A 21,600-nucleotide genomic window follows, 5' to 3' on the forward strand; every position below is an offset into this window, starting at 1 on the left:
AAAAATCCGCCAGAGTCTAAGAAACAAGCACTAGGAGTTTTTATTTATTTGTGCTCGAGAAGCTGCTTTACAGGTTTGAATGAACGCCGATACAGATTATTGACGCCTAATTGACGAAGCGCTTCTAGGTGCGCTTTAGTGGGGTAGCCTTTATGCTGTGCAAGGCCATAACCTGGATATTCCTTATCCAACTCTTTCATTTCTCTATCCCTTGAAACTTTTGCGATAATTGAAGCAGCCGCAATACAAGCAACTCGTGAGTCACCCTTTACCACTGCTTCACTAGGAATATTTAGTTGAGGGCAGCGATTGCCGTCAATCAAAACATATTCCGGTTTTATTGAAAGCGATTCGACCGCTCTTTTCATTGCCAACATCGATGCATGCAAAATATTGATTTCATCAATTTCTTCGACACTGGCCCGAGTAATGCTACACGCTAATGCTTTTTCATGAATCTCATCAAACAACATCTCGCGTTTTTTTTCAGAAAGTTTCTTTGAGTCAGCCAAACCTTCAATAGGGTTTGCTGGATCGAGAATAACTGCGGCAGCTACGACTGGCCCAACTAAAGGCCCACGACCCACCTCATCTACACCAGCAAGCAGCTCACCATTATACTGACAAACAAAAGCTTCATATTCCTTAGTCACAATACTTCCTTATTTGCCACTTTCTATCAGCTTAACTACCGCGTCAGCGGCTTGTTCACTTGCATTTAACCTCAAGCTTTTATGCAGTTCACTAAACGACTCTTGAGTTTCAGTTGCCTTAGAAGGTAAAAAGCGCTCCATTACCTGCTTTCCAATTAATTCTGGCTGAGCATCATCCTGAACTAGCTCGGGAACAAGCTCTCGACCAGCCAGCAAATTAGGCAATGATATGAAAGGAGCCTTCAGTAAGCGCTTCATAATATAGTGCGTAATCTTGGAGACTCGATAGGATACAACCATTGGACGATTTACCAGCATCGCTTCGAGCGTTGCAGTGCCCGACGCCAATACAATCACATCACTTGCAGCCATCACCTCACGCGAGCGACCTGAAATCAAGGTTAGCGGCAGGTTTACCTCGCAATCGTCTAACAAGGATAAAATTTGCTCTTTGCGCGCCTCATTAACATAAGGTAAAACAAATTTGATATTGGGGTCGCGCTCATACAACCAACACGCAGTATCAAGAAAGCTCTTACCTATATAAGAAATCTCACCTGCTCGACTTCCGGGAAGCAGTGCTACCAGTTTCGCATTTTGATCCAAGCCCAAAGCCTCACGAGCCGAGCTTTTATCTGAATGTTCTGGAATGCTGTCAGCCAGAGGGTGACCAACAAATCGTACTGCAACGTCATGCGCTTTATAAAATTTTGCCTCAAACGGAAAGAGAGTCAACATCAGATCGACTGCACGCGCTATTTTAAAAATACGCTTCTGACGCCATGCCCAAACAGAGGGGCTAACATAATGACCGGTTTTCAAGCCCTTTTTGCGCAAGGCCAATTCCAAGCCTATATTGAAGTCAGGGGCATCAATGCCAATAAAAGCATCCGGGCGTGATTTTAGAAAATGTTGTTTTAGGCGACGCCGAATACCAATCAGCTCAAAAATACGCCCAAGCACCTCAACAAGCCCCATAACAGAAAGCCGTTCCATTGGTACATGAGAGTTAAAACCCTCAGCTAGCATTAAAGGGCCACCAATACCTTCGAACCGAGCATTGGGATAACGCTTAAGCAGGGACTTGATCAAACCCGCACCTAAAATATCTCCGGAGGCTTCACCGGCTACCATTGCGATAGTCACTGGACGTTCAGATACAACGTTATCTGAAAGTTGTTCTTGAACCGATTGGTGTTCTTCAGCGCTACCCTTCATATCAGCCTAACGAATAATGCCCCGAGATGAGTTCTTGATACTTTCAACGAAGTGAGCAACATGTGCAGACGAAGCCGCTGCCTCTTCTAGCTCAATAAGCGCATCCTTCAAGTTCAAGCCTTGACGATAGATAACTTTATAGGCACGCTTTAGCTCCCGAATATCATCAGCGGTAAACCCTCTTCGCTTCAAACCTTCGGTATTCAGACCATGAGCCGAGGCAGATTGACCACTAGCCATGACAAAAGCAGGAATATCACGTAGAACAATACTCCCGCCAGCACTCATACTATGCGCCCCGATCTTACAGAACTGATGAACCATCGTTCCGCCACCCAAAATCACATTGCTTGCAACATGAACATGGCCCGCCAGGGTTGTGCTATTAGCAAAAATACAGTTATCACCGATAACACAGTCATGCGCTACATGTACATAAGCCATGAAGAGGTTATCACTACCAATGATCGTTTCCGACTGGTCCTGAGTAGTACCGCGATGAATAGTACAGTTTTCACGAATAATATTATTATCGCCAATAATTAATCGGGTAGGCTCTCCAGCATATTTTTTATCCTGGCACTCTTCTCCAACACTGGCGAACTGAAAGATCTTGTTATTCCGACCAATCGTTGTCGGCCCTTTAACAACCACATGAGAAAGTATCTGTGAACCTTCCCCTATCTCGACACCTTCACCAATATACGACCAAGGACCAACTTCCACACCAGCACCAATTATTGCCCCCTTTTCTACTATTGCTTGAGGGTGAACTTTAGTGTCTGAATGGATTTTGGCATCAGGGTGGATTGTCATTAACGTTCTCGCTCCGCTGTCATAATTTCTGCAATACAAGCAACCTCACCATCTACATATGCAGTACAGTCAAACTTCCAGATGTTATGCTTTGCTGCAATCAAATGAGATTCTAGTACCAGTTGATCGCCCGGAACAATTGGCCTTTTAAAGCGCGCTTTATTTGTTCCGGCAAAATAGTGTATTAAGTTTTCACTTGGCTTTTTGTTAGTCGTAATAAAGCCGAGTATGCCTGAAACCTGCGCTAGTGCCTCCAGCACAAGCACACCAGGCATGATTGGTTGATCAGGGAAATGTCCTTGAAAGTAGTTTTCGTTTACCGTCACATTTTTAAAGCCCTTGATCCATTCTCCGGCTTTAACCTCTGTAACTCGATCCACTAATAAAAAAGGGTAGCGGTGAGGAAGATATTCTTTAACGTCATTGATATCCATAATCATGAGATTCGACTCTTTTAAAGCAAGTTCAGGCAGTATCGCCAGCAGATCAAAACTATTTACTTGTCGGCAACAATCTTCTCTAATGCTTTTAAACGACCAGCCATTTTATCGAGCTGCCGAAGTCTTGCAATACTTTTCCGCCATTGAGCATTAGGCTGAACGCCCGTTCCAGACGAATACACGCCAGGCTCACTCAAGCTTTTTATCACCATCGTCATTGCAGTGATATGCACATCGTCAGTTATCGTTAAATGACCCGCTATACCACTTGCGCCGCCGATAACACAGTTCTTTCCGATCGTCGTACTCCCCGCAACAGCACAACATGCTGCCATGGCAGTATTTTCGCCAACACGGACATTGTGAGCAATTTGAATCTGATTATCGAGCTTAACGCCCTTCTCGATTACTGTATTGTCCAAAGCTCCACGATCAATGGCCGAATTAGCCCCGATTTCGACATCGTCCTCAATTACAACACCACCTAGCTGAACTATTTTTTCCCAGCCTCCCTTATTAGGAGCAAAGCCGAATCCATCTGAGCCTATCACGACACCACTATGAATAATGCAGCGCGCACCAATCGTCACGCCGTGATAGATATTGACGCCTGGATAAAGTCGAGTGCATTCACCTATCCGCGAGTCATCAGAAACTGTCGTATTTTCACCAATTACACAACCAGCCCCTAAGAAAACACCTTTACCAATTACTGCGCCAGCTCCCACAAAAACGCCTTCAGCGACCTCAGCAGTGTCATGCACAACAGCCGAAGGGTGGATATCTGAACCCGCACTAAGGTCAAGCTGGGTACTGTCCCACAAGTGAGTTAAACGCGCATACGCCAGGTAAGGGTTATCATGAATAATCAAATCTGCATCGTATGCTTCGGCTACCTGAGGGGTAACAATCACGGCACCGGCCTGGCTATCCGCTAAATATTTCTCATAGGCAGGATTCGCTAAAAAGCTTAAATCACCTGACTTAGCCGACTGCAGAGTCGAAAGGCCCGAGATGCTTATCGACGCATCACCTCGAACCTCTCCTTCCACATAGTCCGCCAAATATTTTAAGGTAAAGGCATTTTGCTTCATCTGATTAAACTCACGAAATATAGAAAGATCAGTTTAGCTTGTTAAGCTTCTCGATAATTTTATTTGTATAATCCATTTCTTGATTGGCATATAAAGCCGCTTCACGAGGAATCAACAAATCCAGTTTTTCTTCTTTTACTAGCTCGTTGATCGCTTGATCGATTTTGGGCTTTGAATCACTCAAAAACTCATTCCGTCTTTCTGCCAAAGCCTTATCAAGCTTACCTTTGCGGTACTTATATTCCTGAATCGCTTCTTCAAGATCAGATGCCATTTTCGCTCTTTCATTATCACTCATAATTGCAGCGTCATTTTTTAAGCGCATTTCCAAGCGCTGACCTTCTTCTCCGATAGCACGAACTTCAAGGTCCTGTTTTTTATATTTGGTCACCATTGACTCAGTGAACTCTTTTGCTGCATCTGAAGAAAATAAGGCAGCTCTCATATCAACCAGACCAATCTTCATTTCAGCAAGTGCCGACATAGAGAAGAAAGCAATACTTCCCATCAAAATAATTTGCTTAAATAATTTCATTAAAGACCTCCAACGATCTATTTTATGTTTACTTAGTAACTAGAAAGGCTGCCCTAGGGAGAACTGGAAGAACCGCGTATCGTCCCCGGGAATGTCATTAATCGTCTTACCAAAACTGAAGCCCAAGGGCCCGATAAAGGTTATCCATTGTAAGCTCAAGCCAGTCGACCAACGAATCTCATTCCCATCAAAATCATATCCCCTTGCTGTATCAAAAACATTACCACTATCAACAAAGTACGATAGGCGTAGCGATCGCTGGTCTTTCACAAACGGTACAGGGAAGATCAACTCAGCACTATTTTCAATTAGGAGATTTCCGCCAAAGGGGTCTGTAGACCCACCAGCCTGACTAGGAACCGACTGACGACCAAGCGAATTTCTTTGATAACCTCGCACCGAAGTAATACCACCGGTGAAATAGTTTTCGTAAAATGGAAGTATGCTGGTATCACCATACCCATCAGCCCACGCCAATTTATTGCGAATCCTGAATACAAAGTCATGATCTTTATCGATTGGGAAGTAGGTATTTGAGCGGTAGTTAAGTTTATAAAATGATAGATCACTGAAAGGTACCGACACTTCAAGCGTTAGGCCCTGTCCCCACCCGCGCGTTGGAAACTGCCCGCGATTCAATGTGCTTCTGGTCCATGACCCGGTAAAGCTGTAAGTATTAAAACTCGTACCATATTCAGAAACAAAAGTATTGATTCCGAGCGGCACATCCTCACCTGCAGATAGCTGAGTATTGGTATAACCAAAAGTGAACTTCAAGCGAGAAATACTGTTGATAGGATAACCAAAGGTTACCGATGCTCCCGTTTCATCGATAACAAAATCTGAACGGTCATCTTCGTCAAAATCAGTTTTTCTAGCAAAAAAGCTAAACCCTCGACTCACACCATCGACAGTGAAGTAAGGATCGAGATAGGAAAAGTTAGCAGACTTAACGGACTCAGTGGTATTCACGCCAAAAGAGACCTTCTTACCGGAGCCAAAAAAGTTACTTTCAGAAACACTCAAACCAAGTGAAAAACCGGAACCCTGAGAAAAACCCAAGCTTGCAGAAAGGTTACCGGATGAAGTTTCTTCAACCGAGTAATTCACATCAATTTGATCTGACGTGCCCGGTACTGAGGGCGTATCAATATTAACAGTACTAAAGAAGCCCAAACGCTCAAGCTTAGCTTTAGAACCTTCGATCAAGTCCGTTGATGCAGACCCACCTTCCATTTGAATCATCTCCTGCCGTAAGACTTCATCACGTGTTGAAGTGTTACCACGGAAATTGATTCTTCTTACATAATTCCGTTTACCAGGATCAACAAAGAAAGTAACCGAAGCGGTATAGTCATCATGCGCCTCAGGGATAGCGTTAACATTTGCATAAGTATAACCTTCTGCACCTAAAGCACGAGAGATAAGGTCAGATGTAAGTGTCAGTTTCTGACGTGAAAATACGTCACCCGGTTTTAACATAACAAGCTTTTCTAACACTTCCTTCTCTAGAACAAGGTCTCCCTTCAAGTCGAAGTCCTTTAACGTATATAACGGGCCTTCTGAAATATTAACCGTAACGAAAACATCTTCTTTATGTGGTGAAATCGAAACTTGAGTCGACTCGATGGCAAACTTGATATAACCATTATCCAGATAGAAAGAACGTATACGCTCTAAATCGCCACTCAGCTTTTCTTTTGAGTATTTATCATCACTGGTAAATACTGACCAAAAACTTGGCATCTTGAGCTCCATCAGCTCAATTAGTTCTTCATCAGAAAATGCTTGGTTACCAACGATATTGATATGAAGAATTGAGGCAACTTCTCCTTCGTTGATATTCAACTTGATTGCCACACGGTTGCGAGGTAATTCTTTAACTTCGGCCTCTACAGAAGCAGAGTATCTACCTTGTGTAACATAAGAGCGAAGGATTTCGAGCTCCAGACGCTCAAGCGTTACCCGCTTGAATACTTTTCCTTCTGCCATCCCGGCAGCTTTGAGCCCTTCCAGCAAATCTTCTTCAGAGATATCCTTATTTCCTTCAATTTCGATTTTCGAGATTGAGGGGCGCTCTTGAACAATAATGACCAAATCTCTATCTTCACGGGCGATTTCGATATCTGTAAACAAGCCGGTTTTAAATAGCGCCTTACTTGCTTCAACTATCTTTTCTTCACTAGCAGTCTCACCAACACTTAGGATAAACGCAGAAAATACCGAACCGGCTGATACCCGCTTAAGACCATCAACACGAATATCATTGATAATAAAAGCTTCTGCTTTAGCAGCTAAGGGGGCGATAGCTAGAATCAATAAGCTCAGAGCAAGCCAACTACGAATTATTTTTTTTACGCCAAACACAGACAATCCTATTAATGAATAACCACTACAAACGCATAATATCGTTATATAAAGCTAGAGACATAAGTATCAATATAAATGACACCCCTACTTTTAAACCCAACACCTGCCATTTCTCAGATAGTGGTTCGCCTTTTACAGCTTCGATCAAATAGTAAAAAATATGCCCTCCATCCAAGACAGGAATGGGCAGTAAATTTAAGATTCCTAAGCTTACGCTTAATAAAGCTAGAAAACGCAAAAACTCTTCAGAACCTGACTCGATAGACTCACTTGCTACTTGAGCGATGGTTATCGGGCCACTCAGGTTATCAAGAGAAATTAAGCCCATAATCATCTTCTTGATCGCGTTAAGTGTCATAACACAATCAGCCCAAACTTGTTCACTCGCCTGCATCAGGGATTCAAGAGGACCGTAGCTTATCGTTCTTATCATCTCTTTCGGGTAAGTAAAGGGCTGAACACTCACTCCTAAACGACCAACCGAGGCACCGTCTTCACGTATAAATACTTCTGGTCTAAGTGACAGAGTCTCGACAATAAGCCCATTGTTTTCTCCACTCCTCTCAACCTTAACGACAACATCTTTTTCAGCAGAGACTTTGATTACATCGACAAAAGCAAACCAGTCTTCAATAACTTTACCGCCGGCCTCAATTACTTTATCGCCCGCTTTTAAGCCACCCTGTTCAGCCGGACTATCGGCTAAGACACTCCCCATTACTGCGGGAACAGGCGGCTTTAATGGGTGGACACCTAAGTCCTTAAGCAGTCCATGTGGCTCACGGTCCAACATCCAGTTTTCAACACTTAATGTATAACCATCAGCAGTCTCACTAGCACCAGCCTTAGCGAATAATTCAATATCACCGCTGTCGCCGATACGGTTCACTAAAGCCATACTGACAGAGCGCCAACTCAGAGTATCTCGCCCATCCACCTGAGTTATTTCAAGACCAGGATACAAACCAGCCCTTGCTGCAACCGACTCCTGATCAATTTCACCTATTGTTGGAGTCAAGGCACTGAAGCCAATAATGAACATCAGCCAGTAAGCTGCAATAGCAAATAGAAAGTTCGCGATAGGGCCTGCTGACACTATCGCAATACGCTGCGAGACAGGCTTGCGATTAAAAGCATAAGGAAGCAAAGCGGTTTCTACAGGGGCTTCGCGTTCGTCAAGCATCTTGACGAAGCCACCTAAAGGAATACTAGCAATGGCAAACTCGGTTCCATCCTTGTTTTTCCACATAAAAATCGGGCGCCCAAAGCCTACTGAAAATCGTAGGACCTTGACACCACAACGCTTGGCAACCCAGTAATGTCCATATTCATGGATCGTAACTAGAATACCAAGCGTAATAATTAGCGAGAGTATGGTCTGAATCAGTGTCATTAAATATACTGGCTCATCTTCATTAAGGCCGTTTCTTCTTCATTATTTGCTGTTGAGCTATAACTCTAGCCTCTTCATCAACAGACAATATCTGATTAACTGATGTTATTGGAGCGATTGAGGCATCTTCTAATGTTGACGCAATAATATCAGGGATAGCAGTAAAGGAGACATTACCTTTTAGAAAGGACGCGACAGCAACTTCATTCGCAGCATTTAAGACCGTACACGCAGTACCACCAACATCAAAAGCCTCTTGAGCCAACTTAAGGCAGGGAAAGTTTTCAAGATCAGGCTTTTCAAAGTTTAGTTGAGCAACTTCAAATAAGTCTAATGAAATGGCACCTGAGGCAATTCTTTCGGGCCACGCCAAGCCATAGGCAATTGGTGTACGCATATCGGGGCTTCCCATTTGCGCTATGACCGAGCCATCCAAGTATTCAACCATGGAATGAACAATACTCTCAGGATGAACATGAACCTCGATATCTTTCGGACTGATATCGAACAACCAACACGCTTCGATTAGCTCCAAACCCTTATTCATAAGCGTGGCAGAATCTACTGAGATTTTACTTCCCATCTGCCAGTTTGGGTGTGCGCAGGCCTGTTCTGGCGTCACCGTACTAAGGCGATCACGAGACCACCCCCTGAAAGGCCCACCTGAGGCAGTGAGCAATACACGCTGCACTTCTCGTTCTAAAGACTGGCCACACTGATAGGAACCAGGAAGACATTGAAATATCGCGTTGTGCTCGCTATCGATAGGCAATAGCGTTGCACCTGAACGACTCACCTCTTCCGTAAAGAGCTGGCCAGACATAACTAAGGACTCTTTATTCGCTAGTAAAACTTTCTTACCTTTTCTAGCAGCAGCAAGGTTCGCCTCTAGCCCGGCTGCACCAACGATTGCAGCCATGACGACATCAACATCATCATGTGCGGACACACATTCCAGAGACTCCGCACCTGCCAAAACTTTGATATCAGAAGCATGTTTTAGCAACTCACCCTGCAAGCATTGCGCAGCATCTTCATCCACCATAACCGCAATACTTGGGGAGTGCTTCAAACACAGAGCTAGCATTTGCTCGACACTGCGATGCGCCGTCAGAGCAAATACCCGATACCTGTCTGGGTGCCGACTAATCACGTCGAGCGTGTTTAGACCAATAGAGCCGGTCGCCCCCAAGACACATACACTTTGAATAGTCGACACTTAATAACCTGAATTACTGAGAGTTTGCGAAAAGTAGAATAACACTAGGCGACCCAAGAGAGATTGTATAAAGCAAAGACAAACACTGGAATCGCGGCAACCAAGCTATCAATACGATCAAGCACACCGCCATGACCAGGAAGCAGATTACTACTATCTTTAATACCGCGTTGTCGCTTAAACATACTCTCTGTTAAGTCACCAATTATTGAGATTGAACCAGTAATAATTGAAATGACTGCAAACTGTATAGTCATTGCGAAATTATGTTCTAGCAAATTACTAGCAATCAGAGATAACAATAGACAAGCAGCCAGACCGCCCCAGGCTCCAGCCCACGATTTTCCAGGGGAAACTTTTGGTGCTAATTTCTTCTTACCAAAAGCTCGGCCAGCGAAATAAGCCCCCGTATCCGCGGCCCACACTAACATCAAGATATAAAAAATAAGCCAAAGAACATTTAAGTCAGCTAAGGGCGCATATTCACTTGAGCGTAGAAAAACTAAAGCCTTCCACAAAGGAGCAAGCACAACAAAACCAAGCAGTAACTGAACTATTTTCCCCTTCCACAGGGAAGATGATTCTGGAAAAGTCATGACCAGAACACATGCCAAGGCCCACCATGCAACAGAAAGTGTTAATACCCAGGGAAGAGACATACTGCCGACAAGCAAAAATAGGAAAACCGCCATAACGAGAGCATAAACCACTCGCGCTGCAGAAGCGCTCACGCCTGAAAGGTTAGCCCATTCCCAGGCACCTAAAATAACAATAGCTGCGACAAACCAAGAAAAATACTCTGGAGGCAGTAAAAAAACACCCCCCAAAACAAGTGGAGCAAGAATTAAAGCTGTAATTATTCGTTGTTTTAACACAAAAAGAGTCCCGTGATTATTTACTCGGCCTGATCCAACTGATCATCAGTTTGCCCAAAGCGCCGCTTTCGTCCAGCATAGGCTTTTAAGGCTTCCAGCATCTGTTCCTTCTTGAAATCGGGCCAGTACAAATCGGAAAAATAGAATTCTGCGTAGGCCAATTGCCATAACATAAAATTGCTGATGCGCTGCTCACCCGCAGTGCGAATCATTAAATCAGGTAAAGGCAAGTCACCCAAAGAGATATGTGATTGAATTAAGTCTTCGCTCACATCTTCAGCCGCAATCTCGCCGGAAGCAACTTTATGGGCAATTTTCCGCGTCGCTTGCGCGACATCCCAGTGCCCACCGTAGTTAGCGGCAACGACCAGAGTCATACCATCATTATTTTCTGTTAGTTCTTCCGCTTTCGCCATATGCTCCTGAAGCACATCACTAAACGGCTCTCGATCACCAATAATTCGCAAGCGGATATTATTTGAGTGCAGTTTCTTAACTTCTCGCTGCAAGGCAAAAAGGAAAAGCTTCATTAACGCACCAACCTCTTCGGCGGGCCTCCTCCAGTTTTCACTACTAAAGGCAAATAGAGTCAGCACCTCTATATCTTCCTCAACACAAGCTTTAACGACATCTCTAACCGCATCTACGCCTGCCTTGTGCCCAGAAATCCCTATCTTTTTGCGCTGCTTAGCCCACCTATTATTACCATCCATAATGATAGCAACGTGTCTAGGTTTACTCCCTGAGCTTAGAGGAATGTGCTCACTCAATTTATCTATCCAACCCAATACTTAATAACACGAAATTTAACGAGCGAAAGCATTGGACACACTTTCGCCCGAAACAGGCAGTTTTTATACTTCCATCAAGTCTGATTCTTTTTCCTGCAATAAAGCATCAACTTTAGCAACATAAGTGTCAGTTAGTTTTTGGATACCATCTGCTGCTCTTTTTTCTTCATCTTCTGAAATCTCTTTCTCTTTCAAAAGTTCTTTAATATCGGAGTTAGCATCTCTGCGAATATTTCTAACAGATACTCTTGCACTCTCGGCATCTGCTTTTGCTAGCTTAACCATATCCCTACGAGTTTCCTCTGTTAGAGCTGGCATTGGCACACGTATTAAGTCACCAGAAGTTGACGGGTTTAAGCCGAGGTTAGCTGCTATAATCGCTTTTTCGACCACTGGCACCATTGGTTTTTCCCAAACAGAGATTGCCAAAGTTCTGCCATCTTCAACACTAATATTAGCCGCCTGCTTTAGCGGTGTATCTACACCATAGTATGAAACTGATACGCTATCTAAAATACTTGGGTGCGCTCGACCAGTACGAATCTTGGCAAAAGCAACACCTAGCGCATCAATACTTTTTGCCATACGCTCTTCAGCATCTTGTTTAATTTCATCTAACATATATCTTTCCTTTATTCTTTATATAACTGGCTCGATCTTATTCGTCGGCAGCTGCCTCGATCAATGTACCCTCGGATTCACCCACTACAATACTGCGCAAAACCCCAGGCTTATTCATATCAAATACTCTAACAGGCATATTGTGATCACGGCACAAACAAATTGCCGTTAGATCCATTACACCTAACTTTTTATCCAAGACTTCATCATAACTCAAAGCATCATACTTCACGGCTGTCGGATCTTTCATCGGGTCAGCGTTGTAGACACCATCTACTTTTGTTGCCTTCAATACAACATCAGCATCAATCTCAATACCTCGTAGACATGCAGCAGAGTCAGTTGTAAAGAAAGGGTTACCCGTTCCTGCGCTGAATATTACAACATCACCATCTTTAAGATCTCTAACCGCTCTGCGCCGATCGTAATGCTCAACAACACCACTCATCGGGATAGCTGACATAACACGCGTTGATATATTGGATCGTTCTAATGCGTCACGCATCGCCAAGGCATTCATAACCGTAGCCAGCATACCCATATGATCACCAGTAACACGATCCATTCCAGCCTGGCTTAGGGCAGCACCTCTAAACAAGTTACCACCACCTATGACCATGCCAACCTGAACACCTATACCAATCAGCTGACCAATTTCTAAAGCCATGCGATCAAGTACTTTTGGATCGATCCCAAAGTCCTCATCGCCCATTAGAGCTTCACCACTAAGTTTTAGAAGAATTCGTTTATATTTTGGCTGGAGATTTACAGGCATGAATCACTCTCGGCATTTAAAGCGTAGTTAACAAATACAGGTTAAGAACCTGCTTAATATGCATATGACGTATCTTAATTTCGGGGGAGTCGCCCCCACTAAAAACAGTCTTTCCAGATGAGCAAGTACTCCCCAGACAACTTTAAGATAAAAACCAATTGCCAGATACAATAATGCCGCATAAGAAAAATGGTTATATCACCCTTCTTATACGGCACGGTTGGGAATTGTATCAGGATTGGTAAAAAGTGGAACTATCTTTTCAACATTTACCTGTTAACAAACCCATGTAAACAGACTAAATTAGCCTTTAAGCTGAGCCGCAACCTCTGCAGCGAAGTCAGCCTCTTCAACCTCAATACCTTCACCTACTTCGATACGGACAAAAGAAACAACTTCTGCACCGCCATCTTTAGCCAACTGGCCAACTGTAACTTCAGGATTCTTAACGAAAGGCTGCTCAACCAAGCTGTTTTCCTTAAGGAATTTCTTAATACGACCACCCATCATTTTCTCGACGATCGCATCTGGCTTACCTTCCATATCAGGCTGAGCCTTAATGATATCCTTCTCTTTATTCAACTCTTCTTCAGGCATATCTTCAGGGTTAAGAACACGAGGATTAACCGCTGTTGCATGCATAGCGATATCTCTTGCCAACTCAGGCGTACCACCTTTAAGCGCAACAATCGAAGCAATTCGATTGTTAGAGTGAACATAAGCACCCACAACTTCACCTTCAGACTTAACAGCACGACGAGGAGAAATGTTCTCACCAATTTTCTGAACCAAAGCTTCACGCTCTGAATCAAGAAGACCAGCAACATCAGTAGAACCTGCTTCAAATGCAGCGCCTGCTACGTTATTTGCAAACGCAAGGAAACCTTCGTTCTTAGCAGCAAAGTCAGTCTCAGAGTTAATTTCAACTAACATTGCAGAAGCGTTGTCAGCAGATACTTTAGCCACAACCACACCTTCAGCAGCTGTACGGCCAGCTTTCTTAGCTGCCTTCATACCACTTTTCTTACGCAACTCTTCAATTGCCTTTTCGATATCACCGTCTACTTCAGCAAGTGCTTTTTTACACTCAAGCATACCAAGACCTGTACGCTCACGAAGTTCTTTTACCATTGATGCGCTAATAGCGGCCATGTCAATTCCTCTTTACCGTTACAACCCAAGCGGCTGTAAAATTAAAAAATTTGCTTCCATTACCTGGGCCCAAAAGGCGCTAAAATGTTCGCAAGCGGAACACACCTTCAACCAAATAAGAACCGAAGCATTATTAATAACGAATGAAAACAAGGGCCGGAAAACCGACCCTTGAGCACTTTATAAGAAAACGCTTACAGAAAGATTACTCTGCTGCTTTTTCGCCTTCTTCAGATGCCGCTGACTCTTCCGCCACTTCAACGTACTCACCACCTTTTGAAGAACCTTCAAGCACTGCATCAGCAAAAGCTTTTGCATAAATCTGAATAGCTCTGATCGCATCATCGTTACCAGGGATAACGTAATCAACACCATCTGGATCACTGTTTGTATCAACGATACCGATAACAGGGATACCTAATTTGTTAGCTTCTTTGATCGCAATACGCTCGTGATCAACATCGATCACAACCAATGCGTCAGGTAGACCACCCATATCCTTGATACCACCAATACTACGCTCTAGCTTCTGCATTTCGCGAGTCAGCATCAAAGATTCTTTTTTAGTCAACTTATCAAAAGTACCATCAGTGCTTTGAGTCTCAAGATCGCGGAAACGACGAATGCTCTGACGAATCGTTTTGTAGTTAGTCAACATACCACCCAACCAACGGTGGTTTACGTAAGGCATACCAGCGCGGCTTGCCTCTTCTTTAACAATCTTGCCAGCAGCACGCTTAGTACCAACGAACAATACCTTGTTCTTACCCTCTGACAGCTTTTTAACGAAAGCTAAAGATTCATTAAACGCAGGAACTGTTTGCTCCAGGTTAATGATATGAATTTTGTTACGAGCACCAAAGATGTACTTACCCATTTTAGGGTTCCAGTAACGAGTTTGGTGACCAAAGTGTACACCTGCTTTAAGCAGGTCACGCATAGATACTGATGCCATGTTCTTTTCCTTTAATATGTTTGGGTTAGACCTCCACGAGTCCCATTAATCAACCATGAACCAAAACCACCGTAGCAGAAGCAGAACACAGCACCCAGATCAATGTGTCGAAACGTGTGCGGATTTAAGTCAATCGAGATTACCGACACCCTGCTGGATGTGAGTTCCCGAAATTTGCGTGCGCTTTATACCATATCCTCTTCAAAATAAAAAGCGCATTCCTACATTTATAGCAGGCCAGGCCACTCCATTCTACGTTCAACCTTTAACAATATAAATCGAGCAGCCACCAGCAAATAACAATAATTATTCAATTAACTCCCCTTTCGAGGTAGAATGCGGCGCATTTTTGATAAAAGTCTGTGTCGCAAATGGCGCTATAATGCTCTCCCGACACCATAACAACCCTTAGACAAAAGGCTCTCTTTTCGAGTTATGAATACTAAAGTTACCATCAAGTCCAACGAAGAAATTGAAAAGATGCGGGTTGCCGGGCGACTCGCCGCCGAAGTACTGGAAATGATCGAAGAGCACGTTGTTGCTGGCGTTTCAACCGGTGAACTAGACAGGATATGTCATGATTACATCGTTAATACTCAAAACGCCATTCCCGCACCACTTAATTATAAAGGCTTTCCAAAGTCTATCTGCACCTCGGTCAACCATGTCATCTGCCACGGTATTCCAAGCGACAAGAAAGTGCTAAAAAGTGGTGACATAGTAAATGTCGACATCACTGTCATTAAAGATGGCTACCACGGTGACACCAGTAAAATGTTTTTCATTGGCAAGCGAAGCATTGCTGCCGAAAGACTATGCAAAATTACGCAAGAATGTTTATACAAAGGCATTGCCCTTGTTAAGCCGGGTGCAAGACTAGGCGATATTGGCGCTGTTATTCAAAAGCATGCTGAAAACAATTACTATTCTGTAGTACGCGAGTATTGCGGCCATGGCATTGGTGCTGTTTTCCATGAAGAGCCGCAGGTCATGCATTATGGTAAACCAGGCACCGGCCTTGAGCTAAAAGAAGGCATGACCTTTACTATCGAGCCAATGATTAACCAAGGCAAACGCCACTGCAAACTCTTACCAGATGAGTGGACAGTCGTGACCAAAGATCACAAGCTTTCTGCGCAATGGGAGCACACTTTGCTAGTTACCTCAGACGGTTGTGAAATACTGACCTTACGTAAGGAAGAGGAAGGTCTGCTAAGTTAAGCACAAGCCGATAAAACTATGACGCAACACAGCTCGCTCTTCGAAAAGTTCACCCACGCATCTAGCCTGGACATGCAAACATTAGTCTCTGACTTAAGTACTTGCTCACAACCAGCCCTGAATGTTCGGACAATCCTGGAAGATAGTAAGCAAGTCCTTGATCAGCTGTATCTGGCAAACGAAGATATCCGTCAGCTTATCGAAGTTAAATCCAAACTCATGGATTATATTCTTAAAGGTTTATGGGCACGCTTCGGGTTCGACCAACATGTTAGCCTTATTGCTGTTGGCGGTTATGGCCGAGGCGAGCTGCAACCACATTCAGACATTGACTTACTTATCCTGGTAAGGAATGAAATTGATGATCAGCTGGGCACCAAACTGTCTGACTTTATCACACTATTATGGGACCTGAAACTAGACATCGGCCATAGCGTTAGAACGATTGATGAATGCATTGAAGCCGCTAAAAGCGATGTCACCATTGCGACCAACCTATTGGAAACGCGCACTATCGATGGTGACCCTGAACTGCTGAGCATTATTTCAGACAAGGTCTACTCCGACGCAGTTTATACCTCTAAAGCCTACTTTCTAGCTAAACGCGAAGAACAAAGTGCACGCCACCTGAAATATAGCGGCACCGAATACAACCTCGAACCAAATCTGAAATCTTCCCCTGGCACCTTGCGAGATATTCAGACCATTACCTGGATTTCTAAGCGCCACTTTGGTGCTGAAGCTCCCAGCACACGCTCACGCTACCACTTTTTGACAGACGAAGAATTCCGCATGCTAGTCAGCGGCGAGACCTTTCTTCTTACCCTTCGTTATGGCCTGCAGATTATTGCCGACCGCAACGAAAACCGACTGCTATTTGAACACCAGCGCAAGCTTGCAGAAATACTCGGCTTTGAAGATGACGAGCAAAAGCTCGGTGTCGAGAAAATGATGCAACGCTACTATCGCATCGTATTGGGTTTAGCCGAACTTACTGACGTGATACTTCAGTACTTTGATGAGTTTTATCTAAACCCCGAGAGTGATGACAGTGTCCAAGAACTAGGTAAACGATTCCAAATTAATCACGGCTATATTGAAGCTAAGTCAGAAGATATTTTTGACCGCTCACCTTATGCGTTGATAGAGATTTTTTTGCTACTCGCACAAAACCCTCAGATCATTGGCATAAAAACCACGACAATTCGTCAAATCCGTGAACATCAATATCTTATTGATGACAGTTTCCGAAACGACCTGGCTAACACAAGCTTATTTATGGAGATACTGCGCACACCGCACGACCTTCATAAAACCTTAAACGCCATGCTTAAGTACAATGTACTGGGCCGCTACTTACCTGAGTTTGGACAGATCATCGGCCAAATGCAGCATGACTTGTTTCATTGCTATACAGTTGACGCGCATACGATTCAGCTTATCAAGAACCTGATTCATCTTGACTACCCTGAGGCAAAAAAAGAGTTTCCACTTGCCTGTCGTTTATACCGTTATATCCCTAAACGTGAAATCCTTTATACTGCTGGTATCTATCACGACATTGCTAAAGGGAGAGGCGGAGACCATTCCGAACTTGGCGCCATCGATGTTGAAAACTTCTGTCAGAACCATCATTTTAGCGAGCGCGATACACGACTCACTTCCTGGCTGGTCGAAAACCACTTACTAATGTCTATGACAGCGCAGAAGAAAGATATTGATGACCCTGAAGTTATTCATCAGTTTGCGCAACTAATTCCTAGCCTTACTCACCTTGAGTACTTATATATTTTGACTGTCTGTGATATTTCTGCGACCAATCACACCTTGTGGAACAGCTGGCGCGCGACACTGATGCAGCAGTTATATATCGAAACCAGGCGCGCAATACGTCGCGGCACAGATAAGCCTGTTGATCGCAATGACTGGATAGAAGCCACTAAACGCGAAGTCCGAACCCTACTCATCGATAGCGGCTATACCACACCCGAAATCGATGCTTTATTGGAATCCTTTGAAGACGACTACTTCCTTCAAGATTCAACCGCCGACATTGTCTGGCAAATCTCTGAAGTACTTAATCATGGCAGCTCAAGTGAACCACTGATCATCATTCGCGACACCCAAACCATGCAAGGTGACGGTTTCAGCCATGTTATGGTTTATGTACGTTCCAAAGACGATCTATTTGCCGCCACCACCGCTGTACTTGAGCAGCTGAACCTTAACGTCTTAAATGCCCGCATAAGCGCATCAAGAGGTGAGTTCAATTTGAGCCACTTTATTGTTACCGATGCGCACAACATGCCCTTAGCAAACGATGTAGAACGAAAAGAGCAAGTTCGCTCACGCTTGATAGAAGAGCTCGACGACCCGGAAGACTACCCCGAGATAATCAGCCGCCGCACGCCGCGCCAACTGAAGCATTTTGCCTTCCCGACGGAAGTGACTTTCAGCAATGACATGATTAATCAGCGTACCGTGATGGAGGTTGTAACGCCTGACCGTCCAGGCCTACTCGCACGGATTGGTCAGGCACTTCTAAAGCATAATTTATCATTGATCAATGCACGTATTGCCACCTTGGGCGAGCGAGTAGAAGACGTTTTCTTCATTACCGACACAGACGGTCAACCGCTTAGTGACGCAATGATTTGCGAGGCCTTACAGCACGACATATGTACACTTCTAGATGAGCAGGTAGAAATAACCTCATGAACCCAGACTTGAATAAACTTCAGCCCTATCCCTTTGAAAAGCTTAAAGCACTGCTCGGGCAAGTAACACCATCAGCAGATTATTCAGCTATTCCCTTGTCTATTGGTGAACCGAAGCACCCTTCTCCGCAGTTTGTGCTCGACAGCATCACCAATAACCTAGGCAAAGTCGCAATATACCCAAGCACAAAAGGGTTACCTGAGTTTCGAAAGAGCATGACAAACTGGGCGACACAACGCTTTAATCTAAAGCCCGGCACTCTTTGCAGCGAAGATAATATTCTTCCGGTAAACGGCACACGAGAGGCAATTTTTTCTTTTACTCAGGCGGTCATCGATAGAGAAGCCAGTAATCAAGCTTTAGTGCTGAGCCCTAATCCTTTTTATCAGATCTATGAGGGCGCTAGCTATCTTGCAGGGGCTGAGCTTGAATTACTTCCTACACTAGAGCATACCCAGTTCATTCCCGACTACGACTCAGTCGCCGATAGCACTTGGGACCGCTGCCAGATTCTATTCATGTGCTCTCCGGGCAACCCGACAGGCGCTGTCACGCCCGCTGAAACGCTTAAAAAGCTCATAAAACTAGCCGACAAGCATGACTTCATTATTGCATCGGACGAATGCTATTCGGAGATCTATTGCGATGAAGACCAAGCTCCGACTGGTTTGCTAGAGGTCTGCGCCGAAATAGGAAGAGATGATTATAAGCGTTGTATTGTCTTTCATAGCTTGTCAAAGCGCTCAAACCTGCCCGGCCTACGCTCAGGATTTGTTGCAGGTGATGCAGACTTGTTAAAAGGCTTCTTGAAATACCGAACTTATCACGGCTGCGCAATGCCGATTCAACACCAGTTAGCAAGCATTGAAGCCTGGAACGATGAAGCTCACGTACAAGAGAACCGTAAAGCCTACAAACGAAAGTTCGAGGCAGTTCTTGAAATTTTAAGCCCGGTACTGAACATCAAGCAAAGTGATGCGAGCTTCTACCTTTGGCCAGAGACACCGATATCGGATGAAGAGTTTGCTCAAAAGCTATATCAACAAAAGCATGTCACCGTGCTTCCGGGCAGCTATTTGTCTCGTACCGTCAAGGGTCTAAATCCGGGTAAAAATAGAATCAGAATGGCCTTAGTTGCCAGTGAAGAAGAGTGCATCGAAGCGGCAACTCGAATTCGTGAATTCGTTGAATCTCTTTAACGCTCTTTCCACAAACAACTTTCGTACAAGGTAAAACAATGAGTACAGTAAAAATCTACGGAATTAAAGCCTGCGATACCATGAAGAAAGCGCTAACGTGGCTGGAATCGCATGATATTGATTTTGAATTTCATGACTATAAGAAGACGCCTATTGATGAGCAAAGCCTCGAAGATTGGCTTAGCCAGGTACCTTGGGATGAACTAATCAATAAACGTGGTACAACGTGGCGTAAACTAAGCGATGAGGACAAAAGCGATATAGACAACGCAAAAGCTATTCGCCTAATTCAGAGCAATAATTCCATGATTAAGCGTCCGGTTTTAAAGATCGACAATCAAATTCATCTTGGATTCAAGGCTGATAGTTACGCCCATTTATTCGAGACAAACGACTAAATAAAAAGACGAGGCCAGCCCTCTTCTCTTAAACAACTTATACATATTACTTAATTAGGAGTATTCCATGACAATTGCACTAGGACTTGGTATCGGTAGCAAAAACGGCGCAGGCGAGTGGCTTGAAACATTCTTCCCAGCACCACAATTCCAACCTGACTCCTCTTTGGTTGCTAGCATCCAAGAAACACTAGGCCTTGAAAGCGGCAATACAACAACAGAATTAAATGATGAGCAGATTGAAGAGCTAGCAAAAATCGCAGCGCTTTCTGACATCGCAAGCCAAATGAAAGGCTCAAAAAGCCCGGCTGTAGTGGTTATTATCGAAGAAGATGGCAAGGCTAGCAGCACGCCTGAAGTGTATTTAAAACTACACCTTTTGTCTCATCGCCTGGTTAAGCCGCACGGCATTAATCTTGACGGTATTTTTGGTTTACTGCCAAATGTTGCATGGACAAATAAAGGCCCTATTGACCTATCTGAATTAACAGCAAAGCAACTTGAAGCACGCGTAGCCGGTGAATTGATTGAAGTTAAGTCTGTTGATAAATTTCCACAGATGACCGACTACGTCGTACCTGGCGGCGTCCGTATTGCCGACACAGCCCGTGTACGTCTTGGCGCCTACATTGGTGAAGGCACCACGATCATGCACGAAGGCTTTGTAAACTTTAATGCAGGTACAGAAGGCACTTCCATGATCGAAGGCCGTATCTCTGCGGGTGTTATGGTAGGAAAAGGCTCTGATCTTGGCGGTGGCTGCTCTACCATGGGTACCTTATCTGGTGGCGGTAACATCATCATTGCGGTTGGCGAGAACAGCTTGATAGGTGCCAATGCAGGTATCGGCATTCCTTTAGGTGATCGCTGTACTGTTGAGTCAGGTCTCTACATTACTGCCGGTACAAAAGTAGTTATGCTTGACGCTGAAAACCAGGTCGTTGAGACGGTTAAAGCACGTGATCTAGCAAATAAAGCCGACCTACTGTTCCGCCGAAACTCGGCAAATGGTCGAGTTGAATGCTTAACTAATAAGACTGCCATTGAACTGAATGAAGAGCTTCACGCCAACAACTAGTATCTGGCTAAGCAACTAACACTGCCCTAACAGGACAGTTCTTGAAGGCGCACTCATAATCAAAGCTTTTTAATGCTTA

General features: G+C 44.2%; 20 protein-coding genes. 5 read left to right on the plus strand and 15 right to left on the minus strand.

Going from position 1 to position 21,600, the window contains the following annotated elements:
* Nucleotides 1–44 precede the first annotated feature (44 nt).
* The 15 genes from rnhB to rpsB form a co-directional block, all read right to left on the minus strand.
* Nucleotides 45–653, minus strand: a complete 609-nt coding sequence (rnhB, locus tag A3729_RS19245) for a ribonuclease HII (RefSeq protein ID WP_068508214.1) — start codon at nt 651–653, stop codon at nt 45–47.
* Between the two features lie 9 nt (nt 654–662).
* Nucleotides 663–1,871, minus strand: coding sequence for a lipid-A-disaccharide synthase (gene lpxB / locus A3729_RS19250; protein WP_082880474.1), 1,209 nt, complete (start codon nt 1,869–1,871; stop codon nt 663–665).
* 6 nt (nt 1,872–1,877) lie between these two features.
* Nucleotides 1,878–2,687 carry an acyl-ACP--UDP-N-acetylglucosamine O-acyltransferase gene (lpxA, locus tag A3729_RS19255; protein ID WP_068508215.1) on the minus strand — a complete coding sequence of 270 codons (810 nt, stop codon included), beginning with the start codon at nt 2,685–2,687 and terminating at the stop codon, nt 1,878–1,880.
* A complete protein-coding gene (gene fabZ / locus A3729_RS19260; RefSeq protein ID WP_068507400.1) occupies nt 2,687–3,127 on the minus strand; it encodes a 3-hydroxyacyl-ACP dehydratase FabZ in 441 nt (146 codons plus the stop codon). The genes lpxA and fabZ overlap by 1 nt, the downstream gene beginning before the upstream one ends.
* Nucleotides 3,128–3,183: 56 nt before the next feature.
* Nucleotides 3,184–4,221 carry a UDP-3-O-(3-hydroxymyristoyl)glucosamine N-acyltransferase gene (lpxD, locus tag A3729_RS19265; RefSeq protein WP_068508218.1) on the minus strand — a complete coding sequence of 346 codons (1,038 nt, stop codon included), beginning with the start codon at nt 4,219–4,221 and terminating at the stop codon, nt 3,184–3,186.
* Nucleotides 4,222–4,249: 28 nt separating this feature from the next.
* Nucleotides 4,250–4,756 carry an OmpH family outer membrane protein gene (locus tag A3729_RS19270; RefSeq protein ID WP_068508219.1) on the minus strand — a complete coding sequence of 169 codons (507 nt, stop codon included), beginning with the start codon at nt 4,754–4,756 and terminating at the stop codon, nt 4,250–4,252.
* Nucleotides 4,757–4,795: 39 nt separating this feature from the next.
* Complete coding sequence (gene bamA / locus A3729_RS19275; RefSeq protein ID WP_231877470.1) at nt 4,796–7,123, minus strand: outer membrane protein assembly factor BamA; 2,328 nt, start codon at nt 7,121–7,123, stop codon at nt 4,796–4,798.
* Nucleotides 7,124–7,148: 25 nt separating this feature from the next.
* Nucleotides 7,149–8,519 (minus strand): RIP metalloprotease RseP, encoded by a 1,371-nt coding sequence (gene rseP, locus A3729_RS19280; RefSeq protein WP_068508221.1) that lies wholly within the window; start codon nt 8,517–8,519, stop codon nt 7,149–7,151.
* 22 nt (nt 8,520–8,541) lie between these two features.
* Nucleotides 8,542–9,738, minus strand: coding sequence for a 1-deoxy-D-xylulose-5-phosphate reductoisomerase (ispC, locus tag A3729_RS19285; RefSeq protein ID WP_197470010.1), 1,197 nt, complete (start codon nt 9,736–9,738; stop codon nt 8,542–8,544).
* A 44-nt stretch (nt 9,739–9,782) separates the two neighbouring features.
* Nucleotides 9,783–10,613, minus strand: a complete 831-nt coding sequence (locus tag A3729_RS19290; protein ID WP_068508223.1) for a phosphatidate cytidylyltransferase — start codon at nt 10,611–10,613, stop codon at nt 9,783–9,785.
* A 20-nt stretch (nt 10,614–10,633) separates the two neighbouring features.
* Complete coding sequence (gene uppS / locus A3729_RS19295; RefSeq protein WP_068508246.1) at nt 10,634–11,392, minus strand: polyprenyl diphosphate synthase; 759 nt, start codon at nt 11,390–11,392, stop codon at nt 10,634–10,636.
* 75 nt (nt 11,393–11,467) lie between these two features.
* Nucleotides 11,468–12,025 (minus strand): ribosome recycling factor, encoded by a 558-nt coding sequence (gene frr, locus A3729_RS19300; protein ID WP_068508225.1) that lies wholly within the window; start codon nt 12,023–12,025, stop codon nt 11,468–11,470.
* A 37-nt stretch (nt 12,026–12,062) separates the two neighbouring features.
* A complete protein-coding gene (gene pyrH / locus A3729_RS19305) occupies nt 12,063–12,800 on the minus strand; it encodes a UMP kinase (RefSeq protein WP_068508227.1) in 738 nt (245 codons plus the stop codon).
* A 303-nt stretch (nt 12,801–13,103) separates the two neighbouring features.
* Nucleotides 13,104–13,952 (minus strand): translation elongation factor Ts, encoded by an 849-nt coding sequence (tsf, locus tag A3729_RS19310; protein WP_068508228.1) that lies wholly within the window; start codon nt 13,950–13,952, stop codon nt 13,104–13,106.
* A gap of 205 nt (nt 13,953–14,157) precedes the next feature.
* Nucleotides 14,158–14,907, minus strand: coding sequence for a 30S ribosomal protein S2 (rpsB, locus tag A3729_RS19315; RefSeq protein WP_068508230.1), 750 nt, complete (start codon nt 14,905–14,907; stop codon nt 14,158–14,160).
* A 435-nt stretch (nt 14,908–15,342) separates the two neighbouring features.
* Between rpsB and map the strand changes: the two genes are divergently transcribed.
* The 5 genes from map to dapD all read left to right on the plus strand — a co-directional run bounded on the left by map (nt 15,343) and on the right by dapD (nt 21,521).
* Complete coding sequence (map, locus tag A3729_RS19320) at nt 15,343–16,128, plus strand: type I methionyl aminopeptidase (protein ID WP_068508232.1); 786 nt, start codon at nt 15,343–15,345, stop codon at nt 16,126–16,128.
* Between the two features lie 18 nt (nt 16,129–16,146).
* Nucleotides 16,147–18,846, plus strand: coding sequence for a [protein-PII] uridylyltransferase (gene glnD, locus A3729_RS19325; protein WP_082880342.1), 2,700 nt, complete (start codon nt 16,147–16,149; stop codon nt 18,844–18,846).
* Complete coding sequence (gene dapC / locus A3729_RS19330; RefSeq protein WP_068508234.1) at nt 18,843–20,045, plus strand: succinyldiaminopimelate transaminase; 1,203 nt, start codon at nt 18,843–18,845, stop codon at nt 20,043–20,045. The genes glnD and dapC overlap by 4 nt, the downstream gene beginning before the upstream one ends.
* A gap of 38 nt (nt 20,046–20,083) precedes the next feature.
* Nucleotides 20,084–20,443, plus strand: coding sequence for an ArsC family reductase (locus A3729_RS19335; RefSeq protein WP_068508235.1), 360 nt, complete (start codon nt 20,084–20,086; stop codon nt 20,441–20,443).
* A gap of 67 nt (nt 20,444–20,510) precedes the next feature.
* Nucleotides 20,511–21,521, plus strand: a complete 1,011-nt coding sequence (gene dapD, locus A3729_RS19340) for a 2,3,4,5-tetrahydropyridine-2,6-dicarboxylate N-succinyltransferase (RefSeq protein WP_068508236.1) — start codon at nt 20,511–20,513, stop codon at nt 21,519–21,521.
* Nucleotides 21,522–21,600 lie beyond the last annotated feature (79 nt).

It is taken from the genome of Oleiphilus sp. HI0043, from assembly GCF_001634935.1.